12 protein-coding genes are annotated in these 12,296 nt (G+C 48.2%); 6 read left to right on the forward strand and 6 right to left on the reverse strand.

Annotated elements, in window-relative coordinates; translation table 11 throughout:
- Positions 1 to 82: 82 nt before the first annotated feature.
- Genes W04_RS01140 through W04_RS01150 form a run of 3 tightly spaced genes read right to left on the reverse strand, consistent with a single transcriptional unit; the run spans position 83 to position 2,303 of the window.
- Complete coding sequence (locus tag W04_RS01140; protein WP_022943519.1) at positions 83 to 424, reverse strand: DUF3325 family protein; 342 nt, start codon at positions 422 to 424, stop codon at positions 83 to 85.
- Positions 421 to 1,986 (reverse strand): PepSY domain-containing protein, encoded by a 1,566-nt coding sequence (locus tag W04_RS01145; protein ID WP_053909461.1) that lies wholly within the window; start codon positions 1,984 to 1,986, stop codon positions 421 to 423. Before W04_RS01145 ends, W04_RS01140 begins: the two co-directional genes overlap by 4 nt.
- Positions 1,983 to 2,303: a hypothetical protein gene (locus W04_RS01150; RefSeq protein WP_022943517.1), complete on the reverse strand. Its 321-nt coding sequence runs from the start codon at positions 2,301 to 2,303 to the stop codon at positions 1,983 to 1,985. Before W04_RS01150 ends, W04_RS01145 begins: the two co-directional genes overlap by 4 nt.
- Before the next feature lie 269 nt (positions 2,304 to 2,572).
- Between W04_RS01150 and W04_RS01155 the strand changes: the two genes are divergently transcribed.
- The 4 genes from W04_RS01155 to W04_RS01170 all read left to right on the forward strand — a co-directional run bounded on the left by W04_RS01155 (position 2,573) and on the right by W04_RS01170 (position 9,185).
- Positions 2,573 to 4,738 carry a glycosyl transferase family protein gene (locus tag W04_RS01155; protein ID WP_053909462.1) on the forward strand — a complete coding sequence of 722 codons (2,166 nt, stop codon included), beginning with the start codon at positions 2,573 to 2,575 and terminating at the stop codon, positions 4,736 to 4,738.
- Entirely contained in the window at positions 4,735 to 7,713 is a 2,979-nt protein-coding gene (locus W04_RS01160) for a hypothetical protein (RefSeq protein WP_053909463.1), read from the forward strand. Before W04_RS01155 ends, W04_RS01160 begins: the two co-directional genes overlap by 4 nt.
- Positions 7,707 to 8,543 carry a DUF4434 domain-containing protein gene (locus W04_RS01165; RefSeq protein WP_053909464.1) on the forward strand — a complete coding sequence of 279 codons (837 nt, stop codon included), beginning with the start codon at positions 7,707 to 7,709 and terminating at the stop codon, positions 8,541 to 8,543. The genes W04_RS01160 and W04_RS01165 overlap by 7 nt, the downstream gene beginning before the upstream one ends.
- Before the next feature lie 78 nt (positions 8,544 to 8,621).
- Entirely contained in the window at positions 8,622 to 9,185 is a 564-nt protein-coding gene (locus W04_RS01170) for a uracil-DNA glycosylase family protein (RefSeq protein ID WP_053909465.1), read from the forward strand.
- Here the strand turns inward: W04_RS01170 and W04_RS01175 are convergent.
- Positions 9,177 to 9,665, reverse strand: coding sequence for a MarR family winged helix-turn-helix transcriptional regulator (locus W04_RS01175; RefSeq protein ID WP_053909466.1), 489 nt, complete (start codon positions 9,663 to 9,665; stop codon positions 9,177 to 9,179). The two genes, W04_RS01170 and W04_RS01175, sit on opposite strands and share 9 nt — an antisense overlap.
- Before the next feature lie 77 nt (positions 9,666 to 9,742).
- Between W04_RS01175 and W04_RS01180 the strand changes: the two genes are divergently transcribed.
- On the forward strand, positions 9,743 to 10,717 hold the full coding sequence (locus W04_RS01180) for a catalase family peroxidase (protein ID WP_053909467.1): 975 nt from the start codon (positions 9,743 to 9,745) through the stop codon (positions 10,715 to 10,717).
- Positions 10,710 to 11,237 carry a cytochrome b gene (locus W04_RS01185; RefSeq protein WP_053909468.1) on the forward strand — a complete coding sequence of 176 codons (528 nt, stop codon included), beginning with the start codon at positions 10,710 to 10,712 and terminating at the stop codon, positions 11,235 to 11,237. The genes W04_RS01180 and W04_RS01185 overlap by 8 nt, the downstream gene beginning before the upstream one ends.
- 6 nt (positions 11,238 to 11,243) lie before the next feature.
- Here the strand turns inward: W04_RS01185 and W04_RS01190 are convergent, their stop codons facing one another.
- The gene (locus tag W04_RS01190; RefSeq protein WP_045980036.1) at positions 11,244 to 11,714 is read right to left on the reverse strand and encodes an RES family NAD+ phosphorylase; all 471 of its coding nucleotides are present in this window, start codon (positions 11,712 to 11,714) and stop codon (positions 11,244 to 11,246) included.
- Positions 11,711 to 12,154 carry an antitoxin Xre/MbcA/ParS toxin-binding domain-containing protein gene (locus W04_RS01195; protein ID WP_022943508.1) on the reverse strand — a complete coding sequence of 148 codons (444 nt, stop codon included), beginning with the start codon at positions 12,152 to 12,154 and terminating at the stop codon, positions 11,711 to 11,713. Before W04_RS01195 ends, W04_RS01190 begins: the two co-directional genes overlap by 4 nt.
- Positions 12,155 to 12,296 lie beyond the last annotated feature (142 nt).

A 12,296-nucleotide genomic window follows, 5' to 3' on the forward strand; every position in this document is an offset into this window, starting at 1 on the left:
AAAATGTAAAGGGGGTTTACAGATCAGTATTTTACCTACTTATTAGTAAAATACTGATCTAGAAACTTAGTAAAAATTCGGTTTATTGACTGGCAATCAGAATAGTTGTAAGCACTGCTAGTAGTGAAGCCGTGCAGCAAAAGGTCAGTGCTTTGAGCCATTTCGGGCTGAAGCTAAGACACAGTGTGATGGCCAATACACTGACCGCCATAAACCCGCAGAACAGTAGTACCCCATAACTACCCAGCGCCGCAATCGCTATGGTCATGCTTAGTAAAATACTGATCCAAGCACAGATCAAAATTTTACTAACTAATCGAGCATTGGGGCGCACACCATATATATCTCGGTAATGGGTTGCTTTGGCATGCGCAAAGCAACTAAAAGCGATGATACACAGTATAAAGCAAAGCAGTTCTATCATACGCTTAATTCCTCTAACGAGCCCAACCAAGTGCGCTGCTTGCGGTTACCACGATAGGCCGCGTAGGCGAAGCAGGTTGCTGCAAATAAACAAACTAAATCGAAGCCCAACAAAGTCCATTGCTGGCTATCAATAAAGTGCGGCAAACTGCCCTGCGTGGTCATGCTGTTAATGGCAACAAGGCCAATACAGGCGCCAGCAATGATGGCATTTAATAATCGCCAACTATAAGGCTTGAATACCGCCCATGCTTGCACCGCTGCCCAGGTTAGAAAGAAAGCGAGTATCTCTTTGTCGGCGCGCTCACTCACATGCATTGGTAATAACCGGTTGGCATAAAAAAATGCCAAGGTTGCTAAAGGCAAGCCCATAAACGTACCCAGGTTAAGGCTATCTACCGTGCGAAGACCTATCGCGGGGCGCTGCTTTTTATTGCGTTGGTGTAACCGTTTTGCCCACATGATTGCGCCGCTCGCTATCATGATACAACCTGCTAAACCGCATAATACGTAAAGCCAGCGCAACACGGGGTGTGCCATGCGCGCCGCATGCAAGGCTATCATGCCATCGTAGATGGCTTCACTGACGCTTCTATCTACTTCATTAATGTCTATCACCTCGCCCGTCGTGGCGTTAAACGTGATGCTTGGCGGCCTGTCGACAATGGCCTTGCCGCTATCAATAATAAAGCGTACCGATGCACTGCGATCGTTAGGGTGGTCAATACGTACTTGCCTTATATCTGCATCCGGCCACTTAGTATAAAGTTGATCCAGCAGTGTATTAACACCCACCATGGCTGTGGGCTCGTTGGCAGGCTCGGTGCGCTGAAAGTTAAAGACATCGGCATAGAAGCCGCGTAAACCATCGTCGTAGGCGGTCATCGTCGGGTAGGGGAAAAGCATAAAAATAAGGGTAATAAGCCCTGTATAGGTGATCATGATATGAAAAGGCAGCGCTAGCACAGACGATAAGTTATGGCTATCAAGCCAGCTGCGTACGCCTTTATTGGTGCGCAAGCTAAATAAATCCTTAAAGATCCGTTTATGAATGACCACCCCAGTTATTAGCGCAATAAGCATAAACAAGCTGGCAAAACAGACCAGCCAACGTGCTGTTCTGACGTCGAGGTAATGCAAATCAAAGTGCAGGCGATAAAAGAAATGCCCACCTTTGGATTCTCTGACTGTATCGACCCCCTCTAGCGTTTTAGGATTGACATAATAGTCTTGCCAAGGCGCACGTTTACCGGGCTCACGTGGCTCTTGGTAAGAGTAGGTAAGCCAGTCTTTACGCTCATCAGCCAAGGAAATATTCCAGCGCTCGGACTTAGGTGCCTGTTGCTGTAAGTATGCAAATCCTTGGGTTATCTGAGCTTGCTGCGCGGCAACACGCTGCTGGGGCTGTTCAAAATGATGTATCTCAGGTTTAGCCCAAAAGTTGAGTTCCCAACGGAAAAACGCAAGCGTGCCAGCAATAAATATGAGAAAGAGTAACCAACAGACCAATAAACCTACCCAGGTGTGTAGCCATGTCATTGAACGAAAGAAGGTGTCCTTCATAGCCATTCCTCCATGAATGCCAGCAGAGCGGTGAGCGCTGCACTAGTTAGTAAAATAGTGATCCATACCTTAGCGACAGAGCGCACACTAAAGGCATAGATGAAGATACAGGCATATATCAATATCGATAAGCTTACAGCCAGTAATACCGCGTCACTAGGTTGTAATGGCAGGGCGACCCCTAAAACAGCGGTACTCAAGGCAGTTAATAAGTAGCCTCCAACAATGGCGGCAATAAAGCGATAAACCACAAGGGCGCGATAATGAGAGCTGGCGATACGTAACTTGATGAGCCAGGGTGATAACTGAAAATCCATAGTCTGCAGGCTGTTGTACCAAAAACGAGCCATTATATAGATTATAAAACTAAAAGATAGTGATTCGTATTTGCTTAAATGAATTGAAAATGAACCGTTAGTTAATTGTTGGCTCGCAGTTAACACGATGTTTTTATTAAAACCCTTATAATTCATAATATTACACGTCATTTTAATGGCCTTTTTTGCGTTCCTATTTATGCTTTTTTGCTATAAGATCGCTCACTCTTTTTTACTAGTTTTGTGTTGTTCTAGGAAGTACTGTTGTTGTGGATGTGTTGTATTGGTTCGCGAGTTATCTCTTTGTACTTAAATATGTGGTATATGCGTTAAGCGTTTTACTGCTTATTTTTGGTTTAGACGATCTGTTTATTGATCTCGTGTACTGGGGTCGGAAATGCTACCGGCGATTGGTCATCTATCGCAAACACCCCAAGCTGCACTATTCAAAGCTGAAAGAGAAAGCTGAGCAACCGCTCGCTATTATGGTACCTGCATGGCAAGAACACGGAGTTGTAGGACCGATGGCGGAACTGGCGGCATCGACATTAGATTACGAGAACTATCATATATTTGTTGGTACTTACCCTAACGACGACAAGACTCAAGCTGATGTTGACGCCGTATGCGCGCGATTTCCTAATATCCACAAAGTGGTGTGCGCGCGCCCTGGGCCAACGAGTAAGGCGGATTGCCTCAATAATATCATCGCCTCTATATTTACCTTCGAATCGCAAGCAAAATTTGCCTTCCAAGGGTTTATTCTTCATGACGCAGAAGATGTACTCAGTGCCATGGAAATGCGTTTATTCAACTATCTCGTTGAGCGTAAAGATCTCATTCAACTGCCAGTATTTCCATTCGAGCGACAGTGGTATGAGTTTACCAGTGGCAGCTACCTAGATGAATTTGCAGAAATTCATGGCAAAGACGTGCCCGTGCGAGAAGCCTTGGTTGGGCAAGTCCCAAGTGCCGGCGTTGGCACTTGTTTTAGTCGCCGGGCAATTCAATTGCTTATCGAGCAAGGCGATGGTATCGCCTTCGATGTACAAAGTTTAACTGAAGATTACGACATTGGCTTTCGCCTCAAGCAACACGGTATGTCAGAAGTCTTCATTCATTTTCCCGTGCTGACCGACACGCACAAGCAGCAGATCAATAAGGGGAGCCTGAAATCTGCAAGTTATAGCAGCGTAGTCTGTGTACGGGAGTACTTCCCGAATACGTTCACCACAGCCGTGCGGCAAAAATCGCGATGGATCATTGGTATCGTATTTCAGGGTATGAAATCCCATGCATGGACGCGAGATTGGAAGTTAAATTACTTTCTTTGGCGGGACCGTCGCGGCGGTCTCACTAACTTCATTGGCTTTGTCGCGCTACTGGTGTTATTTCAGCTCGCCTGTATTTGGGGTTACCAGCAACTCTCCGGCAGTGCTTATAACTTTCTCTCAATTTATGGTGATGAGCCCTGGCTAAGTGCGGTGTTGTGGGCCAACGCCGTGCTGCTAGCTAATCGCATGCTGCAACGCTTTGTATTTGTTACGCGCTATTACGGATGTATTCAAGGGGTCCTTTCGATCCCACGTATGGTGTGGGGCAATATTATTAACTTCTTTGCCAATATTCGTGCTGTCAGACAAATTCTCGAAATGGGTGATGTTAAACGCGTAGCTTGGGACAAAACCAGCCATGACTTTCCCTCATTAGGGGAAGCACGGGCAAGCTATCGACCTCTGGGTGAAATACTGCTCTCAGCAGGGGCTATTACCAAAGAGCAACTGCACAATGCGCTCACGCAAGGGCAGGGAAGAGTAAAACTTGGGCGTTATTTAATGCAGCAAGGCTTGCTCAGCGGTGAGCAATTAGCGCAAGCGATAGCCGAGCAGGCGGGCGTTGAATATCGCTCTTGTCCGCCCCTGTCTACGCCAGAGCAAGGTGATCTCGGTATTCATAAAACGATCGCTGTGCGCTACGCCATTATTGGATTGTTCTTGGAAAAAGGTGTACTACATATTGCGAGTGAACAGCACTTGTCGCCGGTGGCCTTAGGGGCTATAAGCCGGAAAGTCGGACATAAAGTTAGGTATTATATTGCCCAGCCGGGACAGGTCACTGTGGCGCTCAAAATGCATTTTAGTGATGACTCGGCCTACAGCTATGCGAATCTTCAGCGTCGTGCTCGTCGTGCGGATTGGCCGCATTTTGTAAATGCCCATTACAGTGAGTTTGAAGCAATTAGCGAAGTGGCTATGCTCAGCCCTTCCGTTGCTAACCAAGTGATGATTGGCCAGGAAAATAGCGACTCAGGGGTAGGTGATTACCTTATTGCCAAAGGTGTTATTGATGAGCAAACCCTTGAACTAGCGCAGCGCATTATGCGCAGACCTTTGGCAAGTGACAGGCCAGCGAGTTCATCAGAGGTGTCGTTATGAAACTTCTGTGGCTTTTTCTATTGACCTCAATGACAGCGTTATCAGCACCTAGTTTTGAGGCCGGTAAAGGATACCCTGAGCATACTCAGTTCTTACTTTATCCTTATGTCGATATGGCGTACCGCTATATTGATGAGGGTCGTTATGAGCTCGCTAATGAAGAGTTGAATAAGGCATTAGCTGTAACGCCGAATAACCCCTATGTAGTGGAGCGATTATTATTTGTTGCGGCCCAGCAGCAACATTGGCCACAGTTATCTAAGCTTATAGACCAGTACCAACAAGTGCTTATGCAGCAGCGGAAATGGCGTGAAGTATTGTTACACTTTCAACAACTTGGGCTTAAGCATCAAGCTGAGTTGTTTATTGTGTACACTGATAAGCTTTTGGCAGATGAGCGCTTTAGTATCACCCAGCGCACCGAACTAGCAGCGTTAAGTGCACAAATGATAAGCGAACGAGCTCGCGCGCAGTTCATCCATCGAGTGATCTCTCGTTACGGGCTCGAAGAAGTTCGCCCAGCCTATTGTTTTGCACTGCTAAACGAAAAAAAGTATGACGCAGTTGCCAGTTGTATTAATGATATAACTCACCCAGAGCAGCAAACCAGTGTGCGTAAACACTTGATACAAGCGCTTTTAGGAGCGCAGCATTTCAAGGTGGCTAGTGAGCAGTTTAGTCTCTATCAGCAACACGTTGTATTGAGTGAGCAGGAGCGTCGCCAATGGTTGCAAGCGGCGATATACAACAAAGATTGGTCACTTGCTTTGACGCTTAATGCCGCGCTACCAAGGGCCATTTCGCGCCTATTGCAAAGAGCTGATATTGCCATGCAAGCTCAGCAACCTGAGGTTTTATCGCGAACCATGGCTGCATTAAGTGAAGCCGAGTTAAATATAGAACAAGAGCAGCAGTTACTTGTGCTCATGGCTTATGCCTCGACTTACTCTCAGCAATGGCGTCAACGCCTGTATGATTACTCATTGCAACACGCCGAAAATGATGAGTTTTGGCGCTCAAGAGCGGTACAAGTGGCGCAAGCAATGGAAGACCACAGTCAGTGGCTGGCGATATTTGAGGCGCAGCAGAGTCTGAGTGAGGCGCAGCAGCGGCAACTTGCCATAGGTTATGAAAAGGTCGGTAATGAAGAAAAAGCCTATCAACAGTGGCTGTTATTAGCGCGCCTTTATCCTCAGCGCTTGAGCTATGCTAAGCAGGCATCGCATATGGCCATACAGCGTCAGCAGTATGAGCTAGTTACACATATATTGGCGCCCTTTTGGCCTTTTTCACAACAACAAGATCAAGATGCTGAGCTGACCTATCGTTACTTACAAAGCCTCAAGAAAACTCAGCCGGATACGCTCAGTGATGCGCTTGCTTTAGTGCAATCAAGACAAGCATCACCAGCTCAGCGACAGACGTTAATGAGCTTCGCCTCAGCTATTGGTGAGTGTCAGTTAGCTGCACAATGGTTGGTTGAGCCTGCGAAAGAGCAAGCCTTACAGCAATTAGGATATTGCTTTATTGAGCGCGATAAAGAGCGAGCGTATGCGTTGTTCCAAGCGGCCTTAGCAACAAACCCAAGCAGCACTGAAAGCCGGGTTCAACTTGCTCACTTGAGTGAAGTGCTTGGCTTGCATGTGCGGGCCTATGAGTACTGGCTAGAGCTTGACTCGCAGCTGACAGAGCAGCCGCACTTTTTTAATGCTATTGCTAGTGCGTTGAAAGTCGACGAATACACGCAAGCGATGACATGGTTGCATCGCTTAGTGCGTTTGCATGAGCCTAAAACAATCAGTTTTTATCAATTACAACTGCAGCTTGCCCGGTATGCTAACGATCTACATACACAAGAGAAGAGCTTAGTGTGGCTGCTTGAAAACCACCCCGATGTTTCCGAGCAAATAGCTCTGGCTCGCCTTTACTGGCGCCAAGGTAAAACGCAGCAAACGTTCACACTGCTCAGCGATATCGAACGCCAACCTACCGAGACGTTGGCGCTACACACGCAAGCAGAGCTTGCGTACTTGTATATTGACGTAGGTCGCGCTGCAAAAGCGGCTCCGCTAATGCAGCATTACCTGGCCAATCAACCCGACCTTTATCCTATGCACCAGCAGCTTGCCTATAGTTATGTTGTGACTAATGAGTTAGATAATGCCCTGCATCATGCCACTATCGCGGTGACTAACATGGACACCATGGAGCTTGCACAGGAACCTAAACAACAACTCAAGCGCTTACGGCGAGATTTATTGGCGCAATCACGTTGGTTGCTGCAAGCACAATTTGGTGAGCAGTTGAGGCCCATCGATATAGGCGCTACCTCACAAAGCTTGAGATACGGTGGGTTTATAGAGCTGCGTTACAGCAAATATTTACAGCACCACTGGCGTGCGCAGGATACTCATCAGTGGTACGCACGGGCTTTTGTACAAAAAGATAGCCAACAACATGACAGCACACTCGCTTTAGGATACAGCTGGCAGCCATTGGCTTCGCTCGACCTCCAGTTTGCTATCGAGCCGCAGTGGCAGCTGCGCAACAACGATGTCGATATCTTGCTTAAAGCCGCTACGGACTTATTCAGTCTAGGTGGCAATACGCGGGATTGGCAAACTGACGCACAAGGGTGGCTGCAACAAAGTTTGTATTTGGAAGCCGCACATTGGCTTAAGTCTGGACGTGATGCGCAGTTCGCACAATACCAAGGTGGTTATCACTTTAAATTGCATACTCAAAATCAGCAAGCGCTGACTTGGCAACCTTATGTGAACGGTCAATGGACGCGCTCGAGTGAGCGTTCAGATACCCGCGTAGGTGCAGGTGTTGGGGTGCATTGGTGGTCAGGAGGTGATGATATAACCGCATATCGCCGCCAGGCATCGCTAAAACTATTAGTACAGCATGTTCTCAACGGTGAACGAGAGGGCGATAATGTGGCAAGTTTGAATCTGGAGTGGTCATGGTAGGGCGATATACAGCAATCATAGCGTTGCTGCTATGCAGTATAGCTGTGCAAGCGAATGTGGTTATTTATCAGCCATTAAATAGCGATAGCGAGCTAACAAAGGGCCAATGGCAAGAAATAATGCTGCAGTTACGAGAGCGTCAAATTGATACCATTGCCCTGCAATGGAGCCAGCATGAGCATAGCCAGTTCATTGATGAAGAGGGCCGCTCTCGACTACAGCAACTTTTTCATCAAGCCAATGCTCAAGGATTAAAAATAGTCGTTGGGCTGTATCATGAAAATAGCTACTACCAACGCATTCAACAGCAACCTCGAGCACTAAACTTTTATCTGCGCGGCTTGTATAACCGTCATCTCGACGTTGCCCAACGCTGGCAAGCGTTTACTAAACTGCCAGCATTTGCTGGTTGGTATATCAGTGATGAAATCGATGACCTTAACTGGCAAAGCCATGCAAAACAGCAATTGTTAATCGATTACCTCAGTGCCTTGAGTGATCAATTAGTTACTCTTGCTCCTGCTAAGCCAGTGTATATCTCAAGCTTCTATGCGGGGCATAGTTCACCGCGACAATACGCTTATTTACTTGAGCGATTAGCGCAGCACACCGACCTGGAATTACTGTGGCAAGATGGGGTGGGTACTCAAGTTTTATCAAGCGATCAGCGTCAGGCAGTGCAAAAATATGTTTGCCAAAAGGGGAGTTATATTCACGTTATTGCAGAAATATTCAATGAGTCTGTGGAGCACAGGCTAAGCGATGAGTGCCAACCAAGCTGGTTTTTTTCACTGCGCTACATGCTACCTAACTACTTTGCTAGTGAATGACTCGGTAAAGTGTAAAGGGGGTTGCCACAATATGTGGCTAGCCCTTAGGCTAAGCAAAAACAATATACCTAAGTGAAGATGCAACTAGCAGATAAGATTCGTGCTTGCACTTTATGTGCCGAGCATTTGCCTTTGGCGCCTAAGCCTATTATTCAACTTGATAGTGGGGCACCTATTCTAATTGCTGGTCAAGCACCCGGAGTGCGAGCTTACCAGGCTGGCAAACCGTTTGCCGACGCCAGTGGCGATCGCCTCAGGCAATGGTTAGGAGTCAATGAGCAGCAATTTTATAACCCGCGCTTATTCGCTATCGCGCCAATGGGGTTTTGCTATCCTGGCACCGCTCAGCACGGAGATTTAGCCCCGCGAGAGGAGTGCGCTGTAACATGGCGAGAGCAGGTGTTAGCTGCCTTACCTAAGCGGCAGTTGACTCTCGTCCTTGGTCAGTATGCAATGGCTTATCATCTACCCAAACGTTATAAAACGCTCACCGCTGCGGTGCAAGACTGGCACAGTTACTGGCCACACACCTTAGTATTACCTCACCCAAGCCCTCGTAATAATCGCTGGTTCAAGCGTAACCCGTGGTTCGAACAAGAAATACTGCCGCATCTGCAACAGCGAGTGGCCGATTTACTCTAAGCCCACTTGCTGTAAATAGGCTTGTAAACCCGATAGCAGCTGCTGATGCTGCTCACGGTTGAGCCCAGCTAGCAGTGCTTGCTGGGTCTCTACATGAGCCTGGATCACTTCTTTACTAAGTGCTAAACCTTGCTCTGTAAGCTGAACCCAACATATCCGCTTATCCTGTTGATCTTGCGATCTAGTGATCAGCTGCTGTTTTTTCAGTTGGTTTAGGCGGCTGGTCATACTGCCTGAGGTCACTAGCATTTGTGCTAACAGTTGATTGGGCGTGAGCCGATAAGGCGGGCCCGAGCGCCTTAACGTCGCAAGCACATCAAAGCCTGCTTCGGAAAGCCCGTAGCGGCGAAATGTTTTGCTCATTGCTAAGGTCATATGCTTGTGGGCGATTTGCAAACGACCAATTAATGCCATGGTAGAAGTATCTAATTGTGGCATCTCCCGAGCCCACAGCGCTTGTATATTATCTAAATTTTGCATCTTTAGTGAACCAGAACGGCATTTCATACATATTATCTTTAATTCAAGATATATCGGTAACAAGGGGAAAGCAAATTATGAGGTTAGGTTATTTATGGGCGGCGTTGCTGTTCGCGCCATTGTTGCATGCCGGTGATAAAGTATCAGCACAGCAGTTTGTGGATTTGCAACAAGGGGATTCAGTTCATCCGGGCTTTCGCCGAGCCCATGCTAAAGGGATCTGTGTGCAAGGCGAGTTCCGTAATAATGGCGCACTCGCGCAATATTCTTCGGCCCAGATATTTGCCACTTCGGTGACACCGTTTGTGGGTCGCTTTTCGCTTGCTGGCAATAACCCGACCGCACCGGATTTAAAGGCGCCAGTGCGCAGTTTGGCGTTGAGCTTCGCGACCAGCGCAAGCGAGCAGTGGCGCATTGCCATGAATACTCCGCCGGTGATGGCGGTGAGCAATCCCCAGGATTTTTATCAGCAGCTTGTGGCTATTAAATCGGGCCCCAAGGCTATTCAAGCCTTTTTCGCCGAGCACCCCGAAAGTGCTGATTTCTTGGCTTGGAAAGATAGCTACCAACCCAGTGGCAGCTTCGCAGCCGAGACCTATCACAGCATCAATGCGTTTTATTTAGTCGATGACAACGAGCAGCGCCAGCCTGTGCGTTGGCATATGCAGCCGACGGTGTCAGTCACCGATGATGGGCTGAGTGGGCCTAATGCGTTACATCAAGAGCTTAAGGCGCGGTTGGCAAAACAACCGGTGGTATTTGACTGGTTATTTACCTTGGCTAGCGCCCAAGACGACGAGCGTAATCCGGCAATTCAGTGGCCAGCAGAGCGTCCGCGTATTAACGCTGGGAAAATAGTGATCACTCAGTGGCAAGCGCAGCAGGACGGGGCGTGTCACAGCATCAACTTTGACCCTTTGGTGTTGCCATCGGGTATCTCGCCCACCGCAGATGCCATTCTTCGGGCGCGCTCGGCCGCTTATGCGGAGTCGTACCGCCGCCGGGCAGTGGAGCAATTGCGTGGTCAAGCAAAGGAGCTAAGCAATGACTAACCGGGCACGATTTACTCTTTCTATGCGTTTATTGCATTGGGCGATGGCGTTATTAATCATTGCCATGTTAGCAGCGGGTTTAGTCATGGTGCGCTCGCTTGAACCATGGCAGTATGAGCTGCTGTGGCTGCATAAAAGTTTTGGCATAGCGGCTGCGCTACTGGTGTTGGTGCGCTTGTTAATTCGCTGGCGCAGCATAGTACCGGCTTTACCCAGTGATTTACCTTATTGGCAACGCCGCGCGGCTAAGGCGTCTCATTGGCTGTTGTATACGCTAATGGTGTTAATGCCGCTATCAGGGCTATTGATGCAGTATTTTGCAGCGCGTCCTGTGAGTGTATTTGATGTAGTGCGCTTGCCGGCGGCGTTAACGGTGGATATTGAACTGTTTTCCTTGTTTCGAGAGTTGCATGGCTGGGCCGCAGGGGTGTTTATAGGACTGGTGATAATGCATATCGCAGCGGCGCTATACCACCATTACTACCGCCGAGATGACGTGCTGCGTAGTATGTGGAAGTGAGTATTTTTAGCCCCGAGCGAGCAGTCTCGGGTCAAAGCGAAAGGGCAGGGCTTCAATATTGGGCTCTGCTTTAACAAAAGCAGGGTGGCTTGGGTTAAGTAAATAATTATACTCTCGAGGGACTATGGTCGAGGGCACGCTCAATGCCAAGCTGGCTTGCGTTTGCAACCACTGATCGCCAATTAAAGCCGTTTCTTCCGGGGCCGGACTCTCTTGCCAGTTTTCAGGCCAATCTTGCTCGTCAAGGGTGAGCACATCACGGCGTGCAAAGTTAATTTTAAATAGTCTGTAGTCGCTGAGAATGGCACTGTGATTAAGGTGTACCAGAATCTCTAGAATCGCCAGTGACTCGCTGGCGGCGAGGTAAACACAGCGTTGTCCGGGACTATTCCAGCGCCCGCCAAATAACCGCGCCCCTTCGCCATCAAAGGCCTTGTCCGCCCACTTTTTCTTAACAATACGGTAGCCACTTATCACGCAAATACACCGTGTTCCATGCGCCCGATAAGGTTAATCACCGCTTCTGACTCAGCCATGGTTGCCAGCATATCCAACGGCCGTTTTTGTCCTAGGCCGCGATTCGCTGTAGTTAACCACGTGCGGGTGGCATCACCATCACCTTCGAACAGATCGAGCGCCGCCTTATACACTTCGGCAAAGCGGTACAAGCGGTCACTTTCTTGCTTATTAAAAAGCCCCGACTTGGCTCTGCGCCTTAGGGTTGCGGGGGCAATAACGGCTGATTGAGCAATGGTGCTTTTATCCACCCCCGATAGTTTGGCTAAGCGGTCATAGATATCAAATGACAATCCTTGCTCTAACGCTTGATATAAACGCTCGCCACGCGCTGGCATGCCAAGCTGCTGCCAAAATCCATCCGGGTGCTTTTGTGGCTTAAAGGATGCAATTGCATTCATGATTTTCTCCACCAAATGATTACTACAAAGTATATCACTTGATAGTAAAAGTGATAGTGTTAATTATACTATTGGCCTCTATCGAGCAGGAGCAGGGCGAACGGTCAAAATGTACAGTTATCGCCGGGCGATGAAGAGGGCG

Source organism: Pseudoalteromonas sp. SW0106-04 (assembly GCF_001293805.1).
Classification (GTDB): domain Bacteria; phylum Pseudomonadota; class Gammaproteobacteria; order Enterobacterales; family Alteromonadaceae; genus Pseudoalteromonas; species Pseudoalteromonas ruthenica.

What these genes read in the sequence shown, in the direction of transcription:
- W04_RS01175 (WP_053909466.1), bottom strand. Translation starts at nt 9,665, where the DNA reads ATGCAAAATTTAGATAATATACAAGCGCTGTGGGCTCGGGAGATGCCA.
- W04_RS01180 (WP_053909467.1), top strand. Translation starts at nt 9,743, where the DNA reads ATGAGGTTAGGTTATTTATGGGCGGCGTTGCTGTTCGCGCCATTGTTG.
- W04_RS01160 (WP_053909463.1), top strand. Translation starts at nt 4,735, where the DNA reads ATGAAACTTCTGTGGCTTTTTCTATTGACCTCAATGACAGCGTTATCA.
- W04_RS01170 (WP_053909465.1), top strand. Translation starts at nt 8,622, where the DNA reads ATGCAACTAGCAGATAAGATTCGTGCTTGCACTTTATGTGCCGAGCAT.
- W04_RS01165 (WP_053909464.1), top strand. Translation starts at nt 7,707, where the DNA reads ATGGTAGGGCGATATACAGCAATCATAGCGTTGCTGCTATGCAGTATA.
- W04_RS01140 (WP_022943519.1), bottom strand. Translation starts at nt 424, where the DNA reads ATGATAGAACTGCTTTGCTTTATACTGTGTATCATCGCTTTTAGTTGC.
- W04_RS01185 (WP_053909468.1), top strand. Translation starts at nt 10,710, where the DNA reads ATGACTAACCGGGCACGATTTACTCTTTCTATGCGTTTATTGCATTGG.
- W04_RS01150 (WP_022943517.1), bottom strand. Translation starts at nt 2,303, where the DNA reads ATGGATTTTCAGTTATCACCCTGGCTCATCAAGTTACGTATCGCCAGC.
- W04_RS01195 (WP_022943508.1), bottom strand. Translation starts at nt 12,154, where the DNA reads ATGAATGCAATTGCATCCTTTAAGCCACAAAAGCACCCGGATGGATTT.
- W04_RS01145 (WP_053909461.1), bottom strand. Translation starts at nt 1,986, where the DNA reads ATGAAGGACACCTTCTTTCGTTCAATGACATGGCTACACACCTGGGTA.